General features: G+C 44.4%; 16 protein-coding genes and 1 tRNA gene. 8 read left to right on the top strand and 9 right to left on the bottom strand.

Going from position 1 to position 17902, the window contains the following annotated elements; translation table 11 throughout:
- Window positions 1-25: 25 nt before the first annotated feature.
- From AAA952_RS21975 to dnaQ, 3 genes are all read right to left on the bottom strand, one after another.
- Window positions 26-102: transfer RNA gene (locus tag AAA952_RS21975), tRNA-Asp, on the bottom strand.
- A gap of 289 nt (window positions 103-391) precedes the next feature.
- Window positions 392-1765 carry a TIGR03503 family protein gene (locus AAA952_RS21970; protein WP_012587758.1) on the bottom strand — a complete coding sequence of 458 codons (1374 nt, stop codon included), beginning with the start codon at window positions 1763-1765 and terminating at the stop codon, window positions 392-394.
- Window positions 1766-1775: 10 nt separating this feature from the next.
- Window positions 1776-2504 (bottom strand): DNA polymerase III subunit epsilon, encoded by a 729-nt coding sequence (dnaQ, locus tag AAA952_RS21965; RefSeq protein WP_006087270.1) that lies wholly within the window; start codon window positions 2502-2504, stop codon window positions 1776-1778.
- A gap of 71 nt (window positions 2505-2575) precedes the next feature.
- Between dnaQ and rnhA the strand changes: the two genes are divergently transcribed.
- Entirely contained in the window at window positions 2576-3046 is a 471-nt protein-coding gene (rnhA, locus tag AAA952_RS21960) for a ribonuclease HI (protein WP_006081489.1), read from the top strand.
- Between the two features lie 183 nt (window positions 3047-3229).
- Here rnhA and AAA952_RS21955 read toward each other — a convergent pair whose 3' ends face one another.
- Window positions 3230-4168: a LysR substrate-binding domain-containing protein gene (locus AAA952_RS21955; RefSeq protein WP_006081488.1), complete on the bottom strand. Its 939-nt coding sequence runs from the start codon at window positions 4166-4168 to the stop codon at window positions 3230-3232.
- A 33-nt stretch (window positions 4169-4201) separates the two neighbouring features.
- Window positions 4202-4939, bottom strand: coding sequence for a class I SAM-dependent methyltransferase (locus AAA952_RS21950; protein ID WP_338259610.1), 738 nt, complete (start codon window positions 4937-4939; stop codon window positions 4202-4204).
- Between the two features lie 154 nt (window positions 4940-5093).
- Here AAA952_RS21950 and gloB point away from each other — a divergent pair, with 154 nt between their 5' ends.
- Both gloB and AAA952_RS21940 read left to right on the top strand, forming a co-directional pair.
- Entirely contained in the window at window positions 5094-5885 is a 792-nt protein-coding gene (gene gloB, locus AAA952_RS21945) for a hydroxyacylglutathione hydrolase (RefSeq protein ID WP_338259608.1), read from the top strand.
- 232 nt (window positions 5886-6117) lie between these two features.
- On the top strand, window positions 6118-7665 hold the full coding sequence (locus tag AAA952_RS21940) for a LysM peptidoglycan-binding domain-containing protein (protein ID WP_338259606.1): 1548 nt from the start codon (window positions 6118-6120) through the stop codon (window positions 7663-7665).
- Window positions 7666-7789: 124 nt separating this feature from the next.
- Here the strand turns inward: AAA952_RS21940 and AAA952_RS21935 are convergent, their stop codons facing one another.
- From AAA952_RS21935 to AAA952_RS21925, 3 genes are read right to left on the bottom strand one after another with little or no spacing between them, the layout of a single operon-like run.
- A complete protein-coding gene (locus AAA952_RS21935; protein ID WP_212601739.1) occupies window positions 7790-8410 on the bottom strand; it encodes a BsuPI-related putative proteinase inhibitor in 621 nt (206 codons plus the stop codon).
- A complete protein-coding gene (locus AAA952_RS21930; protein WP_338259603.1) occupies window positions 8410-10236 on the bottom strand; it encodes an AsmA family protein in 1827 nt (608 codons plus the stop codon). Before AAA952_RS21930 ends, AAA952_RS21935 begins: the two co-directional genes overlap by 1 nt.
- A 57-nt stretch (window positions 10237-10293) precedes the next feature.
- Complete coding sequence (locus tag AAA952_RS21925) at window positions 10294-10788, bottom strand: putative 4-hydroxy-4-methyl-2-oxoglutarate aldolase (RefSeq protein ID WP_028760092.1); 495 nt, start codon at window positions 10786-10788, stop codon at window positions 10294-10296.
- Window positions 10789-11008: 220 nt separating this feature from the next.
- Here AAA952_RS21925 and AAA952_RS21920 point away from each other — a divergent pair, with 220 nt between their 5' ends.
- Window positions 11009-11329: a hypothetical protein gene (locus tag AAA952_RS21920; protein ID WP_028760093.1), complete on the top strand. Its 321-nt coding sequence runs from the start codon at window positions 11009-11011 to the stop codon at window positions 11327-11329.
- A 251-nt stretch (window positions 11330-11580) separates the two neighbouring features.
- Here the strand turns inward: AAA952_RS21920 and AAA952_RS21915 are convergent, their stop codons facing one another.
- Window positions 11581-13353 carry a DUF885 domain-containing protein gene (locus tag AAA952_RS21915; RefSeq protein ID WP_263161001.1) on the bottom strand — a complete coding sequence of 591 codons (1773 nt, stop codon included), beginning with the start codon at window positions 13351-13353 and terminating at the stop codon, window positions 11581-11583.
- 310 nt (window positions 13354-13663) lie between these two features.
- On the opposite strand from AAA952_RS21915, the gene AAA952_RS21910 reads away from it, so the two are divergent.
- The 4 genes from AAA952_RS21910 to AAA952_RS21895 all read left to right on the top strand — a co-directional run.
- Window positions 13664-15067, top strand: a complete 1404-nt coding sequence (locus AAA952_RS21910; RefSeq protein WP_338259600.1) for a DEAD/DEAH box helicase — start codon at window positions 13664-13666, stop codon at window positions 15065-15067.
- 61 nt (window positions 15068-15128) lie between these two features.
- Complete coding sequence (locus AAA952_RS21905; RefSeq protein WP_338259599.1) at window positions 15129-15629, top strand: peptidylprolyl isomerase; 501 nt, start codon at window positions 15129-15131, stop codon at window positions 15627-15629.
- A 671-nt stretch (window positions 15630-16300) separates the two neighbouring features.
- Window positions 16301-17191: a DMT family transporter gene (locus tag AAA952_RS21900; protein ID WP_338259597.1), complete on the top strand. Its 891-nt coding sequence runs from the start codon at window positions 16301-16303 to the stop codon at window positions 17189-17191.
- Between the two features lie 422 nt (window positions 17192-17613).
- A partial coding sequence (locus AAA952_RS21895) for a hypothetical protein (RefSeq protein WP_338259595.1) occupies window positions 17614-17902 on the top strand: 289 nt, incomplete at its 3' end.

Raw genomic sequence — 17902 nt, 5'->3', positions numbered from 1 at the left:
ATCTTTCGATGGGGCTTTTGCAATTTGGCGGAGCGGACGGGACTCGAACCCGCGACCCCCGGCGTGACAGGCCGGTATTCTAACCAACTGAACTACCGCTCCAAATTCTTCCATATCCAACATCTGACGAGTTTCAAAACCCGCTAACCCCAGCGTGATAGGCCGCTGAAGCTAAAACAGCCATAACGATATTTCAACTGACTTATCAAGGCTTCTGCTTAAGATGCGAAGAATAATACGGTTGAGCCCTGCGGGCGTCAACCGTTTTTTTACTTAGATTTATCATTTGATTAAAAAAAAACCAAATCAATTTCCGACCTTGATTTATGTGCCAAATATTGCTCTACGCCCTAGTTCAAAGTCATAACTCAAACACATCAGCGACACTTGGCTAACGATCTTTATCCGCCTCATCTGGCATAGTAAGATCGATTTCATCTAATGACGGCGCAGCTGCTGGATTCGCCGATGCTTCCTCCAATAAACGTAACTCAGCAGCAGCTAATGCCTGCGCTAAACTTTGGCGTTTACGCCACACTATTAATCCCACTACGCCCAAGACTAATAAAATCGCGTTGATCGTGATGATCCAGAACATGGCATCTTTCTTCGCAAGTTCTTCTTCCTCTGCGGCTTTTTGTGCAGCAACGGCGGCCAACTCTTCAGCGCTTGGTGGCGGCTCTGGCGGCTGAATTAAGTTGAAAAATAGCTCTGGCAAATCCAGTACGATTTCTCGCCCCGTAATCGTCGTCGTCGCCACGAAACCTTTAATTCGATAACTGCCAAACTCAGTCACTGTCGGTAAATCTAATTCAGAGTCCGGCTCTGTAAGACCATTAACGGTCAAAGGCAGTTGTAAGCCCGCAGGACCCACTAGCTCAAAGGAAAAATGCGTTTCAGCTAGCTGCAGCACAGCACTATCGACGTGCAACATGATTTTCCATTGCCCCGTTAACGGATCGTCTGGGGTAATGACTTCTAAATTAATTGGCCGCGGCGATAATCTAAACGGAAATGAAATCTGCCGCTCAAACACGTTGTTGCGAGCCTGTACCACAAACTCATAATCCCCCCAAGGCTGCTTTACATTGATATTGCTGGTAAATACGCCATCATCGGGTTTTTCATCATAATCTTCACCATTGTCTTTATAGGAACCGACAATAATGTCACCCGCGGCAAAATTCTCATCGCCGGCCCTGTGCTTACTCACAAAATGAGCCGTCCACTCCACCAGAAAGTCGAGTCCCGGCATGCGCACACGCTGGGCATCCCCCATCAACTGGGCGACAATTTTCACTTGCTCACCTTGAAATAGCGGCTGCGGCAAAGGCTGAACTTCGATTTCGAGTTTAGAGAGTTTTTTGAGGGTCGAACCTGGGACGACTTTACCCACCAATTGCCAAGGTCCAGGCATAGGCGACTCAATGTAAATAATATCGCCGGTAATGCCATCGACCCACTTGACGGTTTCGGGATGGCGATTGGCGTACCATTTACTGCCATCGGGCAACACAATGACTACCGGTGCAGAGCCGTATTCACGCTCCACTAACAGCGTCATGTTATCGACCATATGGTCGATGCGAAAACGGTTTTTAAGCTCAGAAGCCGTCTCCAATCCTATAATCGGCGCGGCCTTGGGCGGCTTGACGACTTTTTTAGCGGTTTCAGCCTCGGCGGCCAATACAGACGTCACACTGGCAAACAGCGTAGTGACAACAAGGCAAAGCGCTAAAATGGGTTTATGGCGCGACATCGGCATAGTGATTTTTCTATCCTCTCCAGAGGCATTTGCCTGATTTTGCGACCAAATCAAGGCGTTGTTCATGCATAGTCAATTCATCGGCCGATGCGCCGATCACTTTAAGGTTAAGTGATTGCGGATCAAAACGTTGAATACCACCCGCTTCCTGCCCCGCTTCCTCGTTGGACAAATTAAACTTTGTCTGCCCGCCGGTCATGATCAGATAAACATCGGCGAGGATCTCGGCATCGAGCAAAGCGCCGTGATATTCGCGGCGCGACGTATCCACACCATAACGCTTACAGAGGGCGTCAAGGTTGTTTTTCTGACCAGGATGCAGGAACTTAGCGATGACTAAGGTATCGAGGATCTGACAAATATCAGCGGTTTTTGGTCCACGCGGCTGCAACAGTGAAAACTCATGATCCATGAAGCTCACGTCGAAGTTCGCGTTATGGGCGACGATTTCAGCGCCGTCGATAAAGTTGATAAAGTCTTGAGCAACTTGATGAAAACGCGGCTCTTTGGAAACGCGCTCATCGGTAATACCGTGAACGGCAATGGCTTCAGGATCGATGGCTTGACCTGGATTGATATATTGGTGGTAATAACGCCCCGTCAAACGACGGTTCACCACTTCCACACAACCAATCTCGATGATCCTATGGCCTAAATAAATGGCGCCGCTGCCCTGGTTCATACCTGTGGTTTCGGTATCCAAAATAACCTGACGGCTAGCGTTAGAGATAATATTCATTTTTTTTATGCGCTTCTTATGACAATTTTTGGTTATACTCGGCCGAAATTCCCGGCTATGGTAACAATTTGATGACTGAACTAAAACTGATCCACATCTTCACCGACGGCTCTTGCTTAGGCAATCCCGGTCCTGGCGGCTATGGCATTGTAATGAATTATAAAGGCCATACAAAGGAGATGTCCGACGGTTTTGCGCTCACGACCAATAATCGCATGGAGTTATTAGCCCCGATCATAGCGTTAGAAAGCTTAAAAGAGCCTTGCCAAGTCGTACTCACCAGCGACAGCCAATATATGCGCCAAGGCATAATGACGTGGATCCATGGCTGGAAGAAAAAAGGTTGGATGACATCAAACCGTACCCCAGTCAAAAACGTTGACCTGTGGAAACGTTTAGATAAAGCCTCACAGATGCACACCATCGACTGGCAATGGGTTAAAGGTCACGCAGGACACGCCGAAAACGAACGTTGCGACGTATTAGCTCGCACTGCGGCTGAATCAAAACCGACCCAACCCGACTTAGGCTACCAGCCTTAACTCTGTGGCCCTTACTTAAACGTGCTAAGTTTGAACAGCAAAAGTTCATACAAGCTAAATTCGAAAAAGTAAGTTCGAAAAGTAAGTTCTATGCCATCACGCCTAAGCTTAACACTTAGGCGTGATGATTTATTTCACTATTCATCTCACCGTAAACCCACAGTTCAAATTAACCGCTTAAGCTCACTGCATATGGCCATTGCTATCAAACGGCTTATTTGGTTCCACCCCTGCGATATTGAAAAAATTCTCACAGAACTGCACAAAAGCTTGGCCAAGGGATGTCGCCTGACGGCTCTTATGGGTGATGCGATAAAACTGCCGCTCCAGCACTAATCCCTCAATCGTGACTAACGCTAACTCTTTGCGGCTGATTTCTTTCTCCAGCGCCAGCTCAGATAACACCCCAAGCCCAGCACCTTGTTTCACCGCCAGTTTAATTGCATCCGGCGTAGTAAAGCAGAATTTGGCTTCTGGCTGCATATCCAACTCATTGGCGGCATTGACAAAATACTCACGAGTACCCGAGCCTTCTTCACGTAACACCCAAGACTGGCCTCTCACTTGCGCCGGTTTAACCACTTTCCCCGCCAGAGGATGTGCCGGATGACAAAACACCAGCAGCCTATCCTTATGCCAAGCTTCGACACTCAAACGATTATCGGTGCAATGACCTTCGATAAAGCCCATTTCAGATCGGAACTGCGCAACCGCTTGGATCACATCTTGAGTATTTGTGATCGCCACATCCACATGGGTTTGAGTGTGCTGCTGACAAAATGCCACTGCGGCTTTCGCCATCAGATAGTTACCTATGGTCGAACTGGCACTGATACTTAAACGCCCAACCAAATCGCCACCATGGTAGGTAAATGCCTGCTCAATTTGCTCGACACGGTGCAATAAATCCGTAGCCAGTGGCAACAGTAAATTGCCCTGGGAGTTAAGCTGTAATCGATTGCCAATACGTTCAAATAGGCGGGCATTTAGCTGCTTTTCTAATTCAGCCAAGGCCATAGATGTCGCCGGTGGTGATAAATTCACTTGTTCAGCCGCCTTTGCGACTTGGCCGCTACGTGCCACAGCCTCAAATACTGCCAGTTGTCTTAAGGTGATCCGCATATAAAAACCTGTACTTAAAATGGAAATGCCTTATCAGTTTTCCGAATGCTCTGATAAATGCCCCGAACGACCCGCGGTCTGCGCCGTGGTCCAATTTGTCTGCCGCACCTTACGTTTATCGCGAATAGGTGTGAGTGGCGACTCGAGTTTACGTGCCACAATCAAATACAAACTGCCCGCGCTAGGAAGCCATGACGCTAAACTCTGTTGAAAAAATCTACCTTGGGTAAACTCGCCCATTAATGGGTGATAGACCAAACGCTCATCCCCCACCACTTGATAACCTAATAAACCTAACCAATCTCGCACCCTCGAAGGCATAAAAAAACGGCCATTCCAAGGAAGACAATCCTGATACTTAGGCCATAACTTACCCAAAAATACTGGACTCAAGGGATTAAAACCGACGATAAAAAGATAGCCTCCGGCGATGAGTACCCGGTCAGTTTCACGAAGAATACGGTAAGGATCGGGTTCAAATTCGAGTAGTAGACTCATCACCACCGCATCTATCGCCGCATTCTGCAGGGGTAAATGGCAAAAATCGCCTTCAATCGAGGCGCCTTTGGATGGTGAGAGTGAAAAATGATGGGCGACTGGCGATGCCATACTCGACAATTCGGCACTCAAAGGCCCTAACTTTAATAAATGATAACCAAAGACTCTTGGCCACCAATCTTCAAGTTGTTTAGCAACGGCTTGTTGCAACGCCTCACCATTGGGTAGGTCGCTCCATTGTTCGGGTTTGAGCTCAGTACTAAAATGCGACACAGAGTTCCTCCGTTAGCTTGGTAGACAAGTATCCAATTGGGTCAAAGATTGCTGCCATTTTGCCACAGGGCAAAAGCAGCAAAGGTCGCCAAGGGCCGTTCACTCATGGATAATACCTTTATCTTCGAATTGAAATACAGACATAGGCGGTTCTATGCTCACTATAACAGCGATCAAAGCCTTTAATGACAATTATATCTGGGTGTTACAACAACAGACCCATACACAGGTTTATGTCGTCGATCCCGGCGATGCGAGTGTGGTGATTGACTATCTAGAGGCCAATCAACTCACGCTAGCGGGCATTTTACTGACCCACCACCACAATGACCATACGGGTGGCGTCGCTGAACTTCAAGCCTACAGTCAAGACCGACTCACAGTGTATGGCCCAGATAATGAGAAGATTGAAGGCATCACCCATCCGTTGAACGCAACAGCACAGCCCAGATTGACACTCGACTATATGAGTGGCGAGCTGCAAGTCTTAGATGTACCGGGACACACAGCAGGACATATTGCCTACGTTATTGCAGATGCCTTATTCTGCGGTGATACCTTATTTAGCGGTGGCTGCGGACGCTTATTTGAAGGTACGCCAGCGCAAATGCTAAACTCACTACAGCAACTTGCCCAGCTTCCCGCCGACACTCGGGTGTATTGTGCCCATGAGTACACACTTTCAAACCTCAAATTTGCCCTCGCGGTCAATCCCAACAATCGCGCGCTGCAAGACTATAACGAACGCGCCATAGCGTTGCGTCGCCAAGACAAAGCGACTATCCCCTCCACCATCGCCTTAGAACGCGCCATCAATCCCTTTCTACGTGCCAGCGACACTGAGATTGTTGACAGCATAAAACAGCATTTTAGCGATCTAAATCATGCCAATTTAGACGAACTTGGCGGTTTTACCCTGCTCAGACAGTGGAAAGATAATTTTTGATCACAAAAGCAATATTATAGATTGAAATTTAAACAGTTTTTTCCATTTTTGATGATGTAAATCAAAAATGGCCTTACATTATGTACGATAATTAAGGGACAAGATCGAAAAGATCCCATAGAATGGCTCGTTTTGCGTGAAAACTTTGCGCGCTGCGTCGTCTTTATCTTCATATAAAACATACTGTTACTATAAAGAAAAGCTATGCACTAACAGAGGACTACCGTTTTCAATGAGAGTATCACTTTATGTTGTTGTAGGGGGATTTGCCCTACTCACAGGTTGTCAGACATTAGACAACCATGGCATTAATCAGACAGAAGTTGAAGCCGTCACAACCGAAAATACAGTCCCAGAATATTACCTCGCAACTGAGGCTCCGTCGGCGCAAATTACCGATGTGTGGGAGCGAATACGTCAAGGTATGCAGTTACCGGTTCCAGATCAAAAATTGGTAAACCAATATCGCGATTGGTACATCAAAAATCCGCAGCATCTAGAGATCATCTCAGAGCGTGCTGCACCTTATATGTACCTGATCGTGGAAGAGCTTGAAAAGCGTCATCTTCCGATTGAGATCGCCCTATTACCTATTATAGAAAGCGCCTTTGATCCATCGGCGTCTTCAGCAAGTGCGGCATCGGGTTTGTGGCAGTTCACCACGCCAATGGCCAGCCATTTCGGTTTAGAAATGAACTGGTGGTACGACGGTCGCCGTGATGTACCCGCTTCGACGACTGCGGCGCTCGACATGTTGGAATATCTTTACGATAAAACCAATAACAATTGGCTTTATGCTATTGCGGCCTATAACTCGGGTGAATCTCGGGTGCTCAATGCGATTAAACGTAACGAGAAGAAAGGCTTAAAAACTGACTTTTGGTCATTGGATTTACCCAGTGAAACCGAACGCTACGTGCCGCAACTGCTCGCGCTGGCCGAAGTCATTAAACACGCCGATGAATATGGCATCACTTTAGCGCCGATCAGCAACAATCCTTCAATTGAAGTGGTTGATATTGATAGCCAAATTGATTTAGCCATGGCGGCAGGTTTAGCAAACATGACCACACTTGAGCTGCAAAAGCTCAATCCTGGTTATAACCGCTGGGCCACTTCGCCACTGGGGCCGCACACTTTAGTATTGCCGATTGATAAATCGGAAGAATTTAAGAGAGCGCTCGCCGAAACAGAAACCGAAGATAGGATCAGTTGGCTACGCTACACGATCAAATCCGGTGACAGTATTGGCAAAATTGCGAAGCAGCACCACACGACGATTAATGCAATTCGCGCCGCCAACGGCATGAAAAGCAACACGATCGTCGCAGGCAAGCATTTGATTATTCCTGTCGATGCGCAAGACAAGCAGCTTTATGCCCTGTCAACTAAGCAGCAATTGCCGAAAAAATCACATGCTGCAGTTGAATCAACAAAAATTGCTTATCAGGTTAAGTCAGGAGACACACTCTCAGAAATAGCCCAAGCCCATAAAGTGACGGTGAAACAACTCAGCACTTGGAACAAATTGGCTAAGAATAGCAAGCTACAAAACGGTCAGAAGTTAGTGATCTTAGCACCAAAGGAGCTTGAGCAAACCGCACAAATTCGTACTGTTAGTTACAAGGTAAAATCCGGTGATTCACTTGCCCGTATCGCCAATAAATTTAACGTAACTGTTGCCGAGCTACTCGAGTGGAATAGCCTAGCGCAATCACAGTATTTACAACCAGGCCAAGTGATCAAATTAGTGGTTGATGAAACTAAGTTGAGTGCGTAGGGACTAAACTGGCACATAGTTCGAACGGATTAGTGCTATAAATCCTAAGCAAAATTGAGCCATAGATAACAAAAAGGCAGCAACCCTATCGGATTGCTGCCTTTTTCTATTATGAGAGGCGGCGTTATTCCATCGTCAGTAATAAGACAACGGGCGCCATAACAACGGCATCAGACTCTAATGCTTTAGCGGCAAAATGCGCTTCTAAGCGAGCACCGTCTGCAGGTATTCCTGCAAATGCTTTGGGCGGAATACTAAATGAAGTCGTGATCACTTTCCCTGCCGCCAATTGGCTATCACGTAATGCTTGGGTAAACATCATATCATCCGACCAAGCCCACAGACGTTTGCCCTCTTGCGTTACCAACCACAAATCCGCCGTCATCCCAGAGTTATAACGTAGGCCGACAGCATAGGTTTGTGGATTTGTCACAGTCAATGTCGCCTTAACCGACTGCTTAAAATCGATAAAAGGTTCTAGAGTTAATTCGCCGCGAAGCAGGCCTTGTGTCTTTTCTGCCATCACAGGTTCAGCCTTTAATGTCGGAGTGCTTTTAAGCCCAGAAACATCGAGCGCCAGATCGGCAGCGCGAATAATCTCAGGCTGAACGGCCGCGGCTGTTGTAGTCTCACCCTTGGTTGACTGACTCGTGTCAGCGGCTTCGGGCGCCGAGCACCCAACAAGTTGCCCGCCGACAAAAGCACTCGCGCAAACAAGTAATGCGTAACGCGTAGAAACAACCATTAGAAACCGCCTAGTTTTTTCAATAAGGAGTCTTTTAATTTTTCCTTAGCTTTGTCGGTTTCTTCCTTTAGCTGATTATTCAGTAAGGCTTTAGTATCCAAAGCATATTCAGGTTTTTGGAAAGTGCCTGTAATGGCGAGCGGAATATCAACTCCTGCCAGCGCATCTTTGTCGCTACCACCCTGACCCTTCAATGAATTCACTAGGCTAGCGGTTAGTCTGTAGTCCAAGGCTTCAGTCAATAAATTCGCAGTGCCTTTACCATCCAAACGCAGTAAAGGCGAAGACAAGGCAAGATCTTGATTCGTGGCAACGCCATTATCCAACGAGAAACTGCCCGTCAGACTCGAGAAGTCAGTTTTGCGCTCCGCCTTCGTTTCTGGCGATAAGTCGCCCTTTAACTTAGCTTGGGCGCTGCGGATCATCTGTGGAATATTTACCCCGTACAGAGCACCGTCATTAATATCAAAATGACCATTCGCTAACAGGTTTTTCTTTAACTGCTCAGGGATCAAACTCTTACCTTTCCCCTTCACTTCAAAGTTGGCTGTACCCGCCAGTAAATCCACATCCGCTGCATCTTTGAGCAAAGGACGAATTTGTACGCCCGTCACTTTTTTATCGAATTGATAACTTGCCACCGCTTGACGAGCATCAACCTGAGCGCTCACCAGCAACTGACCTTGATATAAATCCGCATTCAACTTCGTCAAATCTAACACGCCATTTTTAATGCCCACATCCATTAACCAATTTTGAGTCGACAGATTCGCGACCTTAATAGACTTAACAGTCAACTTGAGTTTTACATCAAGCTGCTTAAGGGCTGAGAGATCAGGCTCAACTGCCTGAGTGTTTGCTGCTGGCGCTTGTTCAGCGGTGGCGGTGGCCTCTGTTTTAGGTAACAGTGTATCTAAATCAATATCGCCAACTTGAAAATCAGCATTAATTTGTGGAACTTTCGTACCATAATTAACACCCACTTTACCCGCAGCGGTAATGCTCGCCGCGGTGAGCTGCGCAATATCGACGGACAATTGCTGTTTATCAAGGGCGATTTGAGTTGCTAAGCTGACAGATGTTTCGAGTTTCTTGTTCGGAATACTCTCACCTTCCACCACAGTATCAATTTTCAGCCCATTGATAACGAGTTGTTTAAAGTCTCGACTGAGTTTTAGTTCACCTTTAGCTTCGCTACTTACCGTCATATCCGGCATAGTTGCACTGAATTCAAAGGCGATAGGCGCAAATTTATCTAAGGAGAACTCACCTAAGGTGAAGCTATTTAAGGTAAAGACTTGAGTCTGCTTATTAGCTTCGTCAATCATATTAATTTGGGTATTGGTGATAGAAATGCCACCAATATTAATGTCGTTAAGTTTGGCATTCGATGAGGATTCGGCGGCAGCTGGAGACGCAGTTTTTGGGCTATTATCGCCACTCAACCCATCGAAACTGCTAGTGCCATTTTTACGGGTGACCAAATTGATCGTTGCGCCATCGAGACTCAATTCTGCAATTTCAATTTTCTGACTAAACAACGGCATTAGCGCCACTTCAGCAACGGCTTTTTTGACTTCTAACATAGCCTTAGGCGTAAAACCTTCAGGGTTAGATAAAGACACTCCCCCTAAATTAATACCTATAACAGGGAAAAATGTCCAAGATAAATCGTCAGTAATGACTAATTCACGACCCGTTTGTTTTTTTACGGCATCGACTATTTCAGGTTTAAAATCATTAGGGTCGAAAAAGACGGTGAGATAAACGGTAACTAAAAGAATGAGCGTCACCATTAAGGCTAAGAGCCACTTAATGAATTTCATATAAATATCCTTATCAAAAACAACTTGAATTTATAGCAACTAATGCATTTAGAAATGTTAATTTAAAAATGCAAAGTTCAACATTTCATCACTTACTGCAATACCATTTTCATCAGCATAGAGCATCATACCGGGCTTAACCGTCACGCCCCCCATATCGACAGCCACATTAATTTGGCCTTGACCTAACTTTTCGGTTTTTATCGGCATAGCCCCTAAGGCAAAGACACCTAAGCTGAAAGTATTTAATCTCGCCACATCGCGAACACAACCATTAATCACGATCCCTTGCCAACCATTATCTAAGGCGCTCTGCGCTATGAGGTCACCTAATAGTGCGCGGCGCAGAGAACCGCCGCCATCGACAACGAGCACTTTTCCATGCCCATCCTGTGCAAGTATCTCTTTTACCTTTGAATTATCCTCGAAGCACTTTACTGTGACTATCTCGCCCCAGAAGAGCCGTTTACCACCAAAGGGTTTAAATGCAAGGGGAAGTAACTGTAATTTAGACGGATAGTGGTCGAATAAATCTGGTAGTAGATCAAGCATTTGAATCTCCATGATAGTCTATAACTTTAGACTACTCATTATTGTAGACCCCGACAAGGTCAAAGCAAAAATCAGCGGAATTTTTTATTTCATTTTAACGTGCAAAGGCTTGGTGTATATTGGCATAAGCATTATAATCTGCGATAGTTAACGTCCTATGACACTCTTTAAAGTTTCATACATTTGTTCCCACACCTCTTTGTTATAAAGCGAAAACCAAATGACAACTGATCTTGATTTACAGAGCGCAATCGCAGCTCTTGATGAGTATGGATATGATAAGAAAGTCTCAACGGATCTTGAGCAAGCACGTAACAAGCAACAAATGGGTAAATATATTAAATCTCTCGACTATAGTTTACGTCGATTATTGATATTACAAGAAACCGTTAATGAGTTAGTTGAAGAAAAGAAACATCAATTAGCTCAGCAAGAGAATATTCAAACCTACAAAACAAAAATCATTAACTTGTCTAGAGAATTTAACATTTCTTACGATGAAGTATTAGCGCTGATGGCATCATCTAAATCTAAGAAGTAAGTTTATCGCCATTGTGCTCTATCACCACGCAGTGAAATTGTTTGATTAACATCTGCATATGCCATATAACGAAATATATACTTTTTCGGTTATATGGCAGAATTTTTGGCTTTTCATTATTCGCACAGTGTTAACGATTTCATTTCATAAGTAACAATGCCAACTTATGTTAAGCTCACACTATACCTGTCTAGCTATTTGGCATAAAAAAGCAGAGCCTAAGCTCTGCTGATTTATATCAATATGCGAACTTATTTGCTCTGCATTAATTGGCGAATATATTTCACTGGTGCACTACCATAACTCAAGAATGTTTCGTGGAAAGTTTTAAGGTCAAAATCTTTACCTTGCGATTTTTTGTATTCTTCACGGAAATCATAGATTTCTCGATAACCTGAATAGTAACTCGTCAGTTGCACTTGACTAAGTGTCGCACGGCGCCACTTGCCTTCGGCTTCAGCTTGCTGTTGGAAGGCTTCATTCATCATCAGGGCAATAGCTTGGTCTTCGGTCATGCCTTTCACATGAATGCTATAATCCAAAATCGTGTTACAGATAACACGTAAATTCCACTTGTAGTACATCAACCACATTTCAGGCTCAAAATTTCCATAGCCTTCTTCTAACATCATACGCTCGGTATAAACCGCCCAACCTTCAACCATAGCGCCATTGCCAAATAAACTTTTCACTAAACTCGGAGATTGATTAGAATAAACGAGTTGAGTGTAGTGCCCTGGGATGGCTTCATGAATATTGAGGATTTGCAGGATCCAGTGATTATATTCACGTAAGTAACTCTCGGCAGACTCATCACTCATGCCATCGAGCGGCGTCACGTTATAATAAGTATTACCTGACTTCTCATAGGGTCCAGGCGCACTAATTGATGCACCGGCATAACCACGCATATATTCGGGTGTTTCACGGACAACGAGTGGTTTTTTAGGATCTAATGTGACTAGTTTTTTCTTATTTACAAATTCAATCAGCTCTGGAATTTGCTTACGCACTTCATTCACGAATTCATCGCGCTGAACATGCTGAGTCGATAATTTATCGATTAATTGGCGAATGGCGAGCTTACTGTCAGCAGGCTTTGGCATAGTAAAATATTTAGGCCATAACTTATCGGTAATTTTAGCCATTTCTCCTTGAACACGCTCTTTATCGGCTACGGCTTTTTGATATAGCTGTTTCGCCGTCATCCCCGCTTGGATATCAAAGGCAAATTTTTGCTCATATAACGCCTCGCCAATTCTAAAACTACGTGCTCCATCTTTTTTAAGTTGAACCACTAATTTGTCTAACCAAGCGATATGGCCGTTAATCGCGGCAGTTGCTGCATCGAAACGCGTTTTAAATAACGCTTTTTCCGCATCAGTCAGACCAGAGTCGGCGACCTGTTTTAATAAGTCATCGGAAAAAACCGAAAATGCACCTTGATTCTGCAGCACTGCTAACTCAGAGTGCTCCAATGTTGGTTTGCTAATGTTCGCCTGCGCAGCAGCATAATAAGCTGGCACATTTTCTAAACGCGCTAATACCGAACGTAATCTGTCATCTAATGGAGCGAAATTTTCATTGATGATTTGGGCAAAACCGCCCGATACGTTGTAACTTGAAGGATCCCACTGCCAAGATTTAAAACTGTCAATTTCCCATGCCATACTACCGAGTAAATTGTCGATCAGATGGTAATCAATCAGTTCATTCGGCGTTAGCGACTTTTGCTCGAACTGAGTCAATTGCGCTTGCTGAGCTTTCACAAACGCTAAGGTCTTTGCTCGACCTGCTGCATCGGGGATTTCAAGGTAACCATCGTTAACATGCTTGCCACTGTATAAGGCCCAAGTCGGTGACAATTCCCACAATGAATCAATAAAGGATGCTGAAAATTGCTCAAATGAGTGGGCTTTAATTTCAGGTGCGACCACGGGCGCGATTTGACTCGTATGGGACTGACAACCAGCAAGGCTGGCCAGCGATAGCACTATCGCAAGGGAAATAGCGTTTTTTTTCATTATTATGGGTCCTTTGTTGAGATTTATCAGGCATACAAAAATTACCTCAGTTAATCATATTGCCCCAATAATTGCAGCTATGTTAGCCATGAATACATGTGTGGTTACAAAATTGTAAGTTCTCAATATATTGCCGCCTATCATTCGCCTATTCGACGTTTAAGCCCCTCTTTACCAAACACACACAAATAATGATAATCGCCTATTCTGTTTCACCTCCTGCTATAATATCGCCCTGCTCCACTGTTCATGCTTTAGCGTAACAGTTTGCTTATACATTATTGACCTGACCCTTTACCTGAGACATTCAATGCCATTTTCCAAACTTGGATTAAGCGATCCGATTTTAAGAGCCATTACTGAGCTCGGCTATTCACAACCTACTCCGATCCAAGAAAAAGCCATTCCGGTGATCTTGAAAGGCAAAAACCTGCTTGCTGGCGCGCAAACAGGTACAGGTAAAACCGCCAGTTTTGTGTTGCCTATACTGCAAATGTTCGCCGAGATGCCGAAAATCCGTGCTAAACGCGTTCGTGCATTAATCTTAACACCAACCCGCGAATTGGCCGTTCAGGTAGAAGACAATATTGCCAAGTACGCAAAATACCTGCCGCTGACGTCTATGGCCATGTATGGTGGCGTGGATTCCGCACCGCAGAAACAACTTCTTATTGAAGGCGTCGATATTCTGGTGGCAACACCCGGTAGATTGCTCGATATGTACACCCAAAGAGCGATTCATTTCGATGAAATCTCGGTATTAGTCCTAGATGAAGCCGATAGAATGCTCGATATGGGATTTATCGAAGACATCAATAAGATCATCGAACGTCTGCCAACAGAACGCCAAAATCTGTTGTTTTCGGCAACCTTATCTAAGCAAGTGCGCTTTTTAGCGAAAACAGCGGTTGAAAACCCAGTCGAAATTGAAATTGCCCGCGACAGCGCAAACGCACCGCAAATCGACCAATGGTTGATCACTGTCGATAAAGATAAAAAGTCGGCACTGTTAAGCAAACTCATCACTGAGCAAGCGTGGGAACAGGCACTGATCTTTATCCAGACGAAACAAGGCGCCGCCAAACTGGTTAGTCAACTCGAAAAACGTGGCATTGCCGCCGAAGCCATTCACAGCGGTCGCAGCCAAGCGGTACGCGAGCAATTATTAGTGGATTTTAAATCTGGCAAACTACGCTTTTTAGTCGCGACTGGCGTTGCTTCCCGCGGTATCGATATCGACGCCCTCACCCGTGTGGTCAATTATGATTTGCCCGATGAAGCCGATGATTATATTCACCGTATCGGCCGAACCGGTCGCGCTGGCGCCTGCGGCGAAGCCATTTCCTTTGTTTCTAAAGATGATTTTAGGAATCTATGTGCTATCGAGCGCCGTCTAGGTCACCTCATAGTGCGTAAAGAAATTGAAGGCTTTGTGCCGAACAAAGAAGTGCCTGTGTCTATTCTCGATTTTGTGCCCAAAAATACTACGCCAAAAACCTTTAAAGCTCGGGCACCTGAGGCCAGATCCTCGCGCCCCGCGAAAGAAGGCTCCTTTGAAACCGCCCATGCGAAAAAGCATCGCAGCGCGAAATCAAAGCCAGAGGTTAAAGCCAATGTAACACGGCCGCAATCTATTCAGACTGACAACGGTAACGAGACAACAGGTCGCAGCGCGCCCTTTAATCCGTGGAATAGCGGCCCTAAAACCAAGTAATGACTCAGTACAAGTCGTGACTTATTAGATATAAAAACTCATTAAGATAGAAGATATTAGCATGATTACATTTAGCACCAATCTAGGCGACATCACTATAGAACTCGATTTTGAACATGCGCCTGTCAGTTCAGAAAACTTTGTCCGCTATTGTGAAGAAGGCTTCTTTGAACACACGATTTTTCACCGAGTGATCAAAGGCTTTATGATCCAAGGCGGCGGGTTTACCGCAAAAATGAAGGAAAAACCGACCCACGAGCCTATTGTTAACGAAGCCAACAAAGGCCTAAGTAACACCATAGGCACAATCGCTATGGCTCGCACCGATGCGCCTCACTCGGCCACCGCGCAATTCTTCATCAACACAGCCAATAATGACTTTTTAGACCATACTGCCACCACCAATAACGGTTGGGGCTACGCGGTATTTGGTAAGGTTACGGCGGGAATGGACATTATCCAGCAGATTGAGAAAGTCAAAACCACCACGGTCGCTGGCCACGAAGACGTGCCCCGTGAACCTATCGTCATCGAGAAAGTAACGATTAATATCCAAAGTTAATTTTTAAAACAATAATACTTTTTCGTTAATATGATTAATCGCGCAGTTTTAATTGAGCGATTAATCATTTCCCCAAAGTTATTTAGTTAACTTTCCCGTACTATTCAACGCAAATTCATTTTATATAAACCTAAAAACACTAAATCCCCAATACAAAATCACTTAGTATAAAATCAACTGATGGATTATTTAAGCGTTGCCATTATTGACTTAAGACTACTACATATAAAATTAACCTCACAATATAGACCTCTTTCAAACAATGTTATTCATCATAAAAGCTGAAAAACAGCAGCACATACCTGACATCAATATCTTATACTAGCCGCACAAGTTGATAATATTAAAACAATACACCAACCATAATCCTTATGGTAAAAGAGACTTAATTTTCCATCTGATATAGATAAAAAAACCATTTCTGTATCTATTAACGTTTCTTGCTAATGCTTATTATCCCTATTTATTTTTAAGCAAGAATCATTGTTAACTTAAGCTACAAACCCTATTCAGATAAGCAGAGAAAGCTTGCTATAGTGATCAGAAAATGATGTTTCTATTGGATTCTAATAAGCTATATCGTAACTTCTGTGCCTTTGTTGATGAAACCAGAACTCTCATGACAAAACTTTTTGACTAGAGATAGCGTCTAAGCATTTAGGGAATTTATTTTGAATAATAAAAAAGGTAGTCTGTTTATGGTTGCTGCGATGGCAGCATTTTCTATTGAAGACATGCTGATCAAATCCGCAGCAGAAACCACCTCTATCGGCCTCATTTTAGCGCTATTTGGCCTAGGTGGAATGTTGATTTTTATACTGTTAACCTGGCGAAAGGGTGAAACTGTGCTTCATCCTGCAGTCTTGTCTACCCCCATATTAGTACGTGCACTATGTGAAATCGTCGGCCGATTCTGTTTTGCTTTAGCCATCACGTTAACGCCACTCTCAAGTGCATCCGCTATTTTGCAAGCCACACCTTTAATCGCCATGCTTGGCGCGGCATTGTTGTTCGGTGAACAAGTGGGTCATAAGAGATGGCTTGCAGTATTGATTGGTTTTATGGGCGTGCTGATGATCATTCGTCCAGGACTTGATGGTTTTGAGGCCACATCTTTATTCGCCGTTATCGCTACCTTAGGTTTTGCAGGACGCGATTTAGCAACACGCGCAGCTTCTCCCGTGTTATCTAATATGCAGCTTGGAGTGTATGGTTTTTTTGTGTTGATTCCTACAGGCTTAGCGATACTGATTTACCAAAATGAAGCAATACAGTTTAGTGCTACCGCAGCAATACAGATAATTGGAGCAATCGTCTTTGGTGTAATGGCCTATAATGCGCTGACAATCGCCATGCGCACTGGAGATGTATCGGTGGTAAGTCCCTTTCGTTATACACGTTTACTCTTTGCCTTAGCTTTAGGAATATTTATATTTGGAGAATCCCCAGATTTGCTGACTATTCTGGGAAGCCTACTCATAGTATTAAGTGGCGGCTATACCTTAGTTCAAGCGCGTAAAAGAATGACAACGAATAACATAGCTAATGTGGCAAAAACCTAAGGACTCACTAAGAATGGCTAATCGTATCTCTGAAATGATGGGTTTTAGTGAGGAGAATAACGGACTATAACACCCTGAATTGGTCCTAAATAGGTCCAAAAGCAACAAAGGGAACCAGTAAGGTACTGATTCCCTTTGCTTTAATTTGGCGGTGAGAGAGGGAGTCGAACCCTCTAAAGTACCGTATTAGCGCCTTTTCAGTGGCTTTCAGAGGGTCTGTGAGGGTCTATAAGAACCTGTTTGGATCCCAAAAAGTTCCCAAAGAGATCCCACTCGGGATCTTCTGAACACTCAGAAAAAAATTTTAAATTCGCACAGATGTTTTGCACAAAACTGAACTATTGAATCCCCAAATACGATAATTTATCACACCATGTTTCTAGTTACTCAGGACATACTTTCCTGCAAAGCGAGACACCACGATGATGCAATCGACTGCGTTTGAACAACAAGCCCACAATCTGCTGATGGTCTTCGAATTAATGACCTATGTGATTAAAAAAGAGATGCCTGATAGCGACACCTTTTCTTACGAGGACAACGTTGAGCAAGAAATACTCCTGCACATGCTTAAACAACGCTTAGTGCGTGAAAAAATGTCCGCCGTTCAGATTGAACTCGCAATTTCATTTGCTGAGCAATTTATACAAACAGTGTACTGGTCAACCCAAACTGGACACTTTTACTTGAGAATTCTCAAACTCTACAGGT

It is taken from the genome of Shewanella sp. M-Br (genome assembly GCF_036245925.1).
Taxonomy (GTDB): Bacteria; Pseudomonadota; Gammaproteobacteria; order Enterobacterales; family Shewanellaceae; genus Shewanella; species Shewanella oncorhynchi.
This window is presented reverse-complemented; position numbering and strand designations above follow the sequence as displayed.